This window comes from Microvirga massiliensis, from assembly GCF_001006805.1.
Taxonomy (GTDB): Bacteria; Pseudomonadota; Alphaproteobacteria; order Rhizobiales; family Beijerinckiaceae; genus Microvirga; species Microvirga massiliensis.
Genome location: NZ_LN811367.1, coordinates 158,013 through 164,709 on the forward strand (window position 1 = coordinate 158,013; position 6,697 = coordinate 164,709).

At 62.3% G+C, this 6,697-nt stretch carries 6 protein-coding genes and 2 pseudogenes; 1 reads left to right on the forward strand and 7 read right to left on the reverse strand.

The window, feature by feature from the left end; all coding sequences use genetic code 11:
- Positions 1–60: 60 nt before the first annotated feature.
- The 6 genes and pseudogenes from BN1233_RS37455 to BN1233_RS37475 all read right to left on the reverse strand — a co-directional run bounded on the left by BN1233_RS37455 (position 61) and on the right by BN1233_RS37475 (position 4,356).
- Positions 61–1,797 carry a PAS domain S-box protein gene (locus BN1233_RS37455; RefSeq protein ID WP_052764103.1) on the reverse strand — a complete coding sequence of 579 codons (1,737 nt, stop codon included), beginning with the start codon at positions 1,795–1,797 and terminating at the stop codon, positions 61–63.
- Positions 1,798–1,915: 118 nt separating this feature from the next.
- Positions 1,916–2,320, reverse strand: a complete 405-nt coding sequence (locus BN1233_RS37460) for a type II toxin-antitoxin system HicB family antitoxin (protein WP_046868741.1) — start codon at positions 2,318–2,320, stop codon at positions 1,916–1,918.
- Positions 2,321–2,326: 6 nt separating this feature from the next.
- Positions 2,327–2,425, reverse strand: a pseudogene (locus BN1233_RS45460) (type II toxin-antitoxin system HicA family toxin); the annotation flags it as partial.
- 200 nt (positions 2,426–2,625) lie between these two features.
- Entirely contained in the window at positions 2,626–3,366 is a 741-nt protein-coding gene (locus tag BN1233_RS37465; RefSeq protein ID WP_048709031.1) for a Crp/Fnr family transcriptional regulator, read from the reverse strand.
- Positions 3,367–3,851: 485 nt separating this feature from the next.
- Complete coding sequence (locus tag BN1233_RS49335) at positions 3,852–4,154, reverse strand: hypothetical protein (protein WP_197094590.1); 303 nt, start codon at positions 4,152–4,154, stop codon at positions 3,852–3,854.
- Positions 4,155–4,176: 22 nt separating this feature from the next.
- Positions 4,177–4,356 carry a hypothetical protein gene (locus tag BN1233_RS37475; protein WP_046868742.1) on the reverse strand — a complete coding sequence of 60 codons (180 nt, stop codon included), beginning with the start codon at positions 4,354–4,356 and terminating at the stop codon, positions 4,177–4,179.
- A 124-nt stretch (positions 4,357–4,480) separates the two neighbouring features.
- Between BN1233_RS37475 and BN1233_RS37480 the strand changes: the two genes are divergently transcribed.
- Positions 4,481–4,747: a hypothetical protein gene (locus tag BN1233_RS37480; RefSeq protein WP_046868743.1), complete on the forward strand. Its 267-nt coding sequence runs from the start codon at positions 4,481–4,483 to the stop codon at positions 4,745–4,747.
- 798 nt (positions 4,748–5,545) lie between these two features.
- On the opposite strand, the pseudogene BN1233_RS51425 reads toward BN1233_RS37480, so the two are convergent.
- Positions 5,546–5,815 (reverse strand): annotated as a pseudogene (locus BN1233_RS51425) (HNH endonuclease); the annotation flags it as partial.
- Positions 5,816–6,697: the final 882 nt, after the last annotated feature.

The window sequence follows — 6,697 nt, forward strand, 5'->3', positions numbered from 1 at the left end:
ATCCGGCCCCCGAAGGCAAGCCGGACATCGAGCTGCGCAGAGGGGGCGATATCCCGGCTCTTAGTCCACCGGCTGCTTCGAGGCGAGGTCGAGCACCGCCTCGATCGTGCAGACGACGCCTGCAGGCTCGAAGCGCAGTGCGGCCGTTCCCGCGAGATCCTGGGCGAGGCTCCGCTCGATCAGCCGGGATCCGAAGCCCTGCCGGGTCGGCGGTTCGACGAGCGGGCCTCCCTCCTCCTCCCATCGCAGGGTCAGGCGCCTGGACTCGCCGTCCATCGTCTCGGCCCAGGTGATCCCGACCGTGCCGGTCTCGTTCGACAGGGCCCCGTATTTGATGGCGTTCGTCGCGAGTTCGTGCAGCGTCATCGAGAGAGCGAGAGCCTCGCGCGGCTGCACCGGGATCCTCGGCCCTGCAAAGCGAACCCGGATATTCGTCCGGTTGTATGCCGCAACGGATTCCCGCACGATGTCGCGAAGATCGGCCGATTGCCAGTTCGCGCGTGTCAGGATGTCGTGCGCCCGGGCCAGGGAGAGAAGCCGACTCTCCATATCCCGCCGCGCCTGCTCGGCATCGGTTGCGCTTCGCAGCGTCTGGACGACGATCGATTGCACGGTCGTCAGCGTGTTCTTGACCCGGTGGTTCAGCTCGTGGATCAGGAGTTGCTGCCGCTCTTCGGCCAGCTTGTCCTCGGTCACGTCGATCAGGGTCCGGACCGCGCAAACGAATTCGTCGTGCTCTCCCCGGATCGCCGTCGCGGTCAGCCAAACCCAGCCAAGTTCTCCATTGCTGCGCCGGAAGAGCTTCTCGACCGTGTAGGAATTCCGCGCGCCCGACACGAGCTCGGCATAGCGCCTTTGCTCCGCTTCCCGGAAATCCTCGTGGGTGAGGCTCCCGAATGTTCGCCCGATGAGGTCCTCGCGCGTGTAGCCGGTGATGCGGCAGAAGGCTTCGTTCACCCGCAGGAAGCGCCCTTCGCGGTCCGTTTCCGCAATGCCGATCCCGGCATGCTCCTGGGTGGCCTTGAGACGCTCCTCGCTCTCCCGCAGGGCTTGCTCGGACAGCTTGCGGTCCGTGATGTCGACCCCGCAACCGGTATAGCCGAGGAACTGGCCCTCGTCGTCGAGACGAGGAACGCTCTCACACCGGATCCACCGGACGCCCCCAGTCCGGTCGATGGCGCGGACCTCGATGCCGAAAGGCTCCCGGGCCGAGAGGGCCCTCACGAAACCCGCACGGAACACGGGAACGTCGTCCGGATGCACCACCTCGGTCCAGCCATGGCCCAGCATGTCGGAAGCCGGCCGCCCGAAGACGTGGCCGAAATGCATGTTCGCGAAGGAGACGCGCCCCCTTCGATCGGTCATCCAGATGAAGGCCGGGGCGCTGTCCGCCATATGGCGGAAGCGGGCCTCGCTCTCCCGGAGAGCGTTCTCGCGCTCCCGCGCCGCGTAGCGCTCGGCCGTGACATCACGAAAGACGAAGGCCGTTCCCTCCTCGAGCGGGATGGCGACGCCGCTGATGACGTGGTTGGGCAGCAGGCCCGACTCGAGCTCGATCGCGACGCGCGTGCGGGCCGCCATCGCGTTCCTGAGGATGATCTCGTTGGCGTTGCTTCCCGCCCGGGGAGCGACATCCCAATAGGACCGGCCGAGGATCTCGTCACGCGGCAGCCCTGCGAAGCGCAGGGCCTGATCGTTGACGGCAATGATCCGCCATTCGAAATCGACCGCGAGGAGAGCCTCTCCGAGTTGGTCGGCAAAAGACGAGATCGTGTTGAGATCGCCTGACGACAGCACGCCCGTTCCGCCACTCTCCTCCGTGCCATCTTACCCGATTACGCCTTTCGAGGAAGGGCGGGGCAGGAATGGGGATGTTCTCCGAGGTTGGGGCAAACATGTCTGCCCGGCTCGGCCGTCAAGTGGTTTCCGTCTCCATGGCCTTCTTCGCCGCCTGGACGAGGAAGCCGGAGCGGTTGTAGCCGTGCCGATCCGCGTAGCGGTCGATCTGCTCCAGCACGTCCGCGGGCATCGTGATGTTCACCCGCACGGCCTTCGGTGTCTTGCAGACCATGGCCGGCACCATGACGGGCACGCCCGAACGGTTCTCGGGATCGGTCATGACCATGTCGAGGTCCGTCGGCTCGGGAACGGGCATTCCCTCATCGATCATGAGTTCGATATGGCCGGCCAAGGCCTCGGCCGCCATGGAGGCAGCCTCTTCCAGGGTAGAGCCTGCCGTGACGCATCCCGGGAAATCAGGAAAGGAGACGCCGAAATCGCTCTCGGCGTCCTTGTGAACAAGGGCCACGTAGTAGCGCATGCGCCTCTACCTCAATTTGAGCCCAGACTGCTTCTCGATGGATCGCAGCGTCCCGAGAGGGATGTCCCTCTTGGGATGGGGCACGGTGACAACTCCCGGCTTCCGCGCCTACCCTGGATTGCTTCACTGCGTTCGCAATGACGAAGTGAGTCCGAAGTCTACTTCCGTTTTCGGAAGTGTTCATCCCTCTCTCATGCCCTCCTCGTCATTGCGAACGCAGTGAAGCAATCCAGCAGCACATCTATTGACGGGTAGATTGCTTCACTGCGTTCGCAAAGGCGGGAGTGATAGCCGGATACACACGCCTATTGCAGCGCCGTCCCGCAGATCGTGCGCTTGTCGAAAGCCGGCTGAATCTCGGAAATGTCTCTCGACTGCTCCACGAAGGCGGCGAGGCGGGCCATGTCCTGGACGGTGACGGCCTCGCGTTCGACGGCGACGCCGAGGTCGCGCAGGCGGGCAAGCGCACGCGAGAAGCTCTCGGGAGTCATGCCGAGGCGATTGGCGATCAGGGCTTTCTCATAGGGCAGCGCGATCGTCACCGGGCCGCGCCGCACGCTCGTCTGGGCGACGAGGAAATCGGCGATCCGCTCCGGCGCCGACTGCACCTTGAGCTGCTCGATCTGCTCGACGAGTTGCTTGAGATGCAGCGAGGCGGCCGCGAGCATGTTGAAGGCGATTTGCGGCGTCTCGAGAATCGCGCTGCGCAGCCGTTGCCCGTCGATCCGCAGGAGCCGCGCCGGCGAGACCGCCTCGGCCGAGACCGGGTAGCGCCCGCCGAGGAACATCGCCGCTTCTGCGAAGGTCTCGCCGGCCGCGAAGATCGCGACCACCACGTGATCGCCGGTCGGCAATTCCCGGTACAGCTTGATCCAGCCGTCGAGCACGACGAAGAAGGCGTCGGCGGGCTCGCCCTGCTGGAAGACCTCCTCGCCGCGATCGTAGCAGCGCGGGCTGCGGTCGCGCAGGAGCGAGCGGGTCAAGGCCTCGCCCATGGCGCTGAAAAACGGCGTCCGATCGACGATCGTCCAGTCCTCGGGACTCATCCTGCCGCCCGCTTCCCTTGCGTGTCGGCCGGCGCCTTCCGCCGGCCTTGGCGGAACCCACCACGGATCGGTCGGAGAATCCTTGATCTGGATCAGTATCGGCTCGCCCCCGGGGCGCTCCCGCGCTTCTCCCCGTCCCGACGATAAGCGCGCCCCATCGCGATCACCCGTGGACGTGCAGGCCGAGCGCGTAATGCACCGTGATGGCTTGATTGACGCCGCCGAAGGAGACCGAGGCAGCAAGCTGCGCGTCGAGATCAGGCGACTGCGCGTGCGGGTAGTTGATGAGGTCAATGAGCTCCGCAGAACTCGTTGCGGATGATGCCGAACTCGCCGGCTTCCATCGGCGTGAGCGTGAGGACGTGCTCGAATCCCGGGTGGACCTGGATGTTGATGTTGGTGGGCTGCAGCGAGAACCCGTGTTGCCAATCGACCGAGGACAGGTGGACCCGGTAGCTCTGCCCCTTCTCGAGTTCGAGGATCGGCTACCATTGCCAGAGCCGCCCGAGCAGGTAGACGTCCGCGCCGGCCGGCGGCCGCACGACCGGGACGCCCTCCTCCTCCCGCACCTGGTATTTCGCCGCGAAGGCATCGACCTTCTCGCCATAGGCCGTCGGCGCGATGCGGTAGGTCTCGTTCGAGAGGTTCTGCTGCCCGATGAAGTGCCAGGCGATCATGAAGAAGAACATGAACAGGCCCCATAGGAAGGCCACGCCGATCCAGATCAGCTCGACCCGCTCGATCGGCTCGTTCCACCAGATGCGCTGTTGCGGAGGCGTGATGGCCATGGCGTTTCTCCCCTGCGAACCGTCACTGCGCCAGGGGGATGGAGGCAACCTCCATCACGCCCCAGACGATGTAGAGAACCGTCGGGATGGCGACACCCAGGAACAGCAGCAGGAAGGGATCGTCGAGGACCCGCTGCATGAAGGGAACGGGTTCGGTTTCTTCGGTCTGCGGAGCTGCGGGTTCGATACCGGTCGGCGTCATGGGCGGCCTCGCGCACTCGTCGGATCGCAGCAGCATCCCGCAGGTCGCAACAGGGGGCCTTGATTTTGGATAAGTGCGCGTGCGCCGTTCGGGATAAGGCTGCGGAGCGGAGATTCGGCCGCGCATGGAGCGTGTCACGAAGCCGGTCGGAGGAGTTGCGCCGGCGGAGGCCGCGCGCCTCGCGGCCATTGTCATCATCGCCTTCGTGGCGGCGGCTGCGTATGGCGCCTCCCGTCCCGCGCCTGGCCCGACCCAAGCGCTCGATCACGAACCCCTGATGCTTCTCTTGTCGGCACGGAGGATTGCGCCCCTTGCCGGGCCTGGCGGCGCGACCACAGGGATGCGTTCCTTGCCATCCTCGATCCGACGCGCGTCACTTACCGCGAGGTGATCGCGGCGAAGACCGCGGCCACCTTCGACGAGGCTGCTTGGCCGGAGGATCTGCGCACGCGGCTCGCGGATGCGCGGAAGGTAGGTGGCGTGCCGCAGTGGATCGTGGTGCGGGATGAGCGTGTCGTGATAAGCGCAGGTGGGCTGCCGCAGTGGAAGGGGCGCGTTTTGCCGGTGTTGCGCGGAGGCGAGGGAAACCCGAGGTGATTTGAGTTAGGTATGTTGTCTAAACTACTTGCGGACCGGACAAGACGCTCATGGCCGACAGCACGTACGACAGTGATGCCGTCCGCGACCGAGCAGCTGAGTAAGGCGTGGAGGCCACTACCACGCCCAGTACCTTCTCGTAAGTGCTCCATCACGTTCGGCTACTGAATATCGCCAATACAATCTGGCCGAGTGCTTCTTCAACAAGCTCAAACAGTTCCGAGCGATCTGCTCCGAGCGTGACATTTGCCCTGATAACGTCATTGCTTCTATTAAGCTTGCATCAGCTCCTGCCTGCTTGCGCGCTCACGAGCACGTTACCTTCATGTGCACATACAATATCGCATGCATAGCTATCTGCCCCTTCGTTGGTCATTTTGGCCTGGATCGCGAGGCGAGGTGGTGGCTTAGCGGACAGTTTGAACCCGTCGTTGCTTCTTCCTCACGTCGAGGGAAGCTTTGGTCCTTAGTCCTCATGCTGCTACCGAGCAGTTCGCAAGACCCTTTCATTCGCGTCATCTCGTTGTCAGACGTGACTGGCTAGCTTGTGGCTAATCAGAACTGCTAATTATAAACTTGTCCTACCAAAGGATCACGTTTGCGAATGCTCTTCGGGTTCCGCGCTACACTCGAAAATTTGGTTGCGTTGCTGCAGAAATTCACTCGCAGGCCAGTGCCGCTTGTCTTCTGGAAGGGAAATGCTCTTGCCACACAGCCGAACTGTCATAGCCGCATCAATGTCGGAATACCCTCCCCAACTTGACTGTGGGTCAGCATAAAAAATTTTGTTCGATGTGCTTACACTTAGGTAGCCAGAGTCGAACAACCGATGATGCAATGCGCACAGAAGCAAGCCATTCCGGGGATCAAGGCGCTGAGCAGGCTACGATTTGTTCCAAGGGATGATGTGCGCGCCTTCGAGAGCCTCCGCAAACCCAAAGCCGCACATCGCACACCGCGACTGATAGGATCTGATTAGAAGGTGCCGGAAAACAACCTGAGCCACCCCACGAACTCGCACTCGACCATATATTTCTGCGGCTTTGGTCGGATCAGCAGCGATTTCTTCGGCCAGTGACTCCTCTGTATCGTTTGGACCAAATGCAGCGTATGGGTTAGCCTCACGACTCCAGTCGAAATCGAAGACAATTCTTTGCGCAGTCTCCAGGTCCTCGACGTCCCACGCTACAAAGCCGCCACCCGGTATTCCATTCTTTTTGTTTACGACGATTGCAGTCAGAGGAGGTAAGCGCATTTCGAGGCAATAGTCTTGGATTGGAGCTAAAGCTCTCCGAACAGAAATCGCCATGGTACGGAGCGGTTTCGCAAGATCATCATACCACCGCGTTTCCCTTCTTCTAGCGGCTTCCGTCAAAATTGGCCAAACAGTACCCGCCGCATGAAACCAGTTTTTCCCTTTTCGGCCAATGTATCCCCCTAGCCCAGATAATTCGTGAGTGTGTATCGGGTGTAGCGCAAACCGTTGAAGCTGCCTAAGACTCGGGTGTTCACGCTGATTCGCGCTGCTTCTGAAGCTCGCACCCGCCGCGACCGATGTTAACCCGCCGCTGCTTGGCCTGTCACCGATGGGATTGTGATATTTTGAATTTTCGCGCCCTTGACGAACGGCGCGTCGGTGTTTCGGCTCCTTGTGTGTTGCAACCGCTTTGAAATGTCTCAGGTTTTGGCAAATTAGAAATGTCACAGGGCTCTATGGAGCCTCTGCCGGGGCTGCGGAGATCTC